The sequence below is a fragment of the Paenibacillus zanthoxyli JH29 genome (genome assembly GCF_000520715.1).
Taxonomy (GTDB): domain Bacteria; phylum Bacillota; class Bacilli; order Paenibacillales; family Paenibacillaceae; genus Paenibacillus_AQ; species Paenibacillus_AQ zanthoxyli.
Genome location: NZ_ASSD01000109.1, coordinates 1 through 2,184, shown reverse-complemented (window position 1 = coordinate 2,184; position 2,184 = coordinate 1). Strand labels below are relative to the sequence as shown.

Genomic DNA, 2,184 nt, shown 5'->3' with positions numbered 1-2,184 from the left:
GGGCCGCTGTCTGTGTTTCCCGGATATTGAGGCTTAGTAGCGGGGTGTCCGCCGGGCGGACGAAATCCCCTCAATCAGCAGAACCAGGGCGGTTATGGCATGCATAATCCAGCCTACGATTGGTATGATGGCGATAATGGAAGTAACGACTCCGATGACGTTGCCGGTGACGGGCCCCCGCTCATTGTACAGTACGGCAATAGCGACGGCATGCAGCAGAAAAGCGACTCCCAGCGGCAGCCAAGCGTTGGCCACCACGAATGCGCCGCCGATGAACGGAAGCGCCAGAAAAGCCTCGTAAGCAAAAGTGCCCCATTTAAACAGTTTTCCCCAAGGAGACATCTCCTTCACCAACCTTTCCTTATATTACTATTCCATAGAACGTGCGGTGATACAAGGCATGCCGCGCATTACGTTCCTCTGATCATTTTTCAACCGCTTTGCGGATTGGGTAATATTCGTTGTAGCTCATTTACGATTGCAGGAGGAACGTATTATGGACTATGCATTCATTACGATCAAGCTGGTCACCGGTTTCATCGGCTTATGGATTATGACGCGGCTGCTCGGGAAAAAGGAGATTTCCCAGCTGACTCCCTTCGATTTTGTCTCTGCGATGATGCTGAGTGAAATTGTGGGTAATACGATTTATCAGGGCGACACCCGTTATTTTGAACTTATCTACGGACTGCTGCTGTGGGGAGCGTTATCCTATGTATTCGAAAAAGTAACGCAGCACGCCAAACGGATGCGCGCGCCGCTCGAAGGCTCAACCTCCATCCTGATCCGCAACGGCCAAATTGATATGCAGGAAATGAGGCGAAACCGCCTCGACTTTGGGCAACTGCGTATGCTGCTGCGCCAGAAGGATGTTTTTTCCATGGAAGAGGTAGCGTATGCTATATTTGAGAACAACGGGTCGCTCAGCGTTATGAAGAAGCCGGAGTATGAAACGCCGTCCAAGAAAGACCTTGGAATACCGCATGAGGAGCCTTTTTTAGTCTACTCGCTTGTAGAGGAAGGGGATATTCTGGAGGACAATCTGAAGAAGATCGGCAAGGACAAGGAGTGGCTGGAAAGCGGGCTGCGGGATAAAGGCTGCCGGGATATTAAATCATTGGCTTTTGTAGAATGGAGTAAGGACAAGGGCTTTTTTGTCATGGAGGGCTAGCTAGGCCCGAATGTTGGGGAGAATTATGAGGCAGGGGCTCGCAGGGAATATGGCCCAAAGAAAATAACGGCAGAAAGCGAGGAACAAGGATATGAAAATAGTGCTGTTCGGCACATCGGGAACGATAGGGCGTGCAATTTTGGAGGAAGCCCTGAAGCGGGGGCATGATGTGACGGCTCCGCTTCAGAAGCCGGAGGCAATGGAGATTCAGCATGGAGGTCTGCTTACGCTGCCGATCGACCTTCTAAGACCGGAAGAGGTAGCCCAGGCGGCCAAAGGCCGCGAGGCTGTGATCAGCGCTTACGAGCCTGAGTTCGGTGCAGAGGGCGAACTGCTTGAAGTCGCCCGTTCGCTCGTGGAAGGGCTGAAGACAGCCGGGGTGAACCGGCTGATCGTAGTCGGCGGAGCGGGAAGCCTGAAGACGGATTCGGGCGACCGGCTGATGGACACGCCGGAGTTCCCGGAGGAGGTAAAGCCGCTTGCGGCGGCTCATGCCGACGCCTATGAAATCTATGTCCACTCCGGCCTGGACTATACATATGCCAGCCCTGCCGCGATCATCTCGCCGGGGCGGCGTACGGGACAGTTCCGTATCGGATTAGACCGGCTCGTTGTAGACGAGAACGGAAGAAGCGAGATCAGCGTGGAGGATTACGCTGCGGCGGTGATCGACGAACTGGAGGAAGGCAATTTCATCAAGGCTCGGTTCACGGTGGGATATTGATGCGGCCCAGGAAATAAAGAAAGGGGATAACAAGGGATGCATTTGGTGACGGCTGAGGAAATGCGGCGGCTGGACCGCATCACAATAGAACGGCTGGGCATTCCGGCGGTTGCCCTAATGGAAAATGCCGGGCGTGCCATCGCGGAGGAGATTATTGCCCTGTGCCGGCGGCGCGGAGAGAGCAGCCCGCTGCCGACAGCCCAGGCGGCGCGGGACAGCGGCGCGGTGCGCAATGGCGGAGCGTGGACGGCGGGCGCAGCCCACGAAGAAGCGGCCGCACCGGGATTCG

3 protein-coding genes and 1 pseudogene are annotated in these 2,184 nt (G+C 55.4%); 3 read left to right on the top strand and 1 reads right to left on the bottom strand.

What is annotated here, in order from left to right; all coding sequences use genetic code 11:
- Positions 1 to 33: 33 nt before the first annotated feature.
- Positions 34 to 342 carry a hypothetical protein gene (locus L691_RS0104395; protein WP_025689019.1) on the bottom strand — a complete coding sequence of 103 codons (309 nt, stop codon included), beginning with the start codon at positions 340 to 342 and terminating at the stop codon, positions 34 to 36.
- Positions 343 to 496: 154 nt separating this feature from the next.
- Here L691_RS0104395 and L691_RS0104390 point away from each other — a divergent pair, with 154 nt between their 5' ends.
- From L691_RS0104390 to L691_RS27795, 3 genes and pseudogenes are all read left to right on the top strand, one after another.
- Positions 497 to 1,171: a DUF421 domain-containing protein gene (locus L691_RS0104390; RefSeq protein ID WP_036735255.1), complete on the top strand. Its 675-nt coding sequence runs from the start codon at positions 497 to 499 to the stop codon at positions 1,169 to 1,171.
- Between the two features lie 91 nt (positions 1,172 to 1,262).
- Positions 1,263 to 1,895 carry an NAD(P)-dependent oxidoreductase gene (locus tag L691_RS0104385; protein ID WP_025689016.1) on the top strand — a complete coding sequence of 211 codons (633 nt, stop codon included), beginning with the start codon at positions 1,263 to 1,265 and terminating at the stop codon, positions 1,893 to 1,895.
- Positions 1,896 to 1,931: 36 nt separating this feature from the next.
- Positions 1,932 to 2,184: pseudogene (locus tag L691_RS27795) on the top strand (bifunctional ADP-dependent NAD(P)H-hydrate dehydratase/NAD(P)H-hydrate epimerase); the annotation flags it as partial.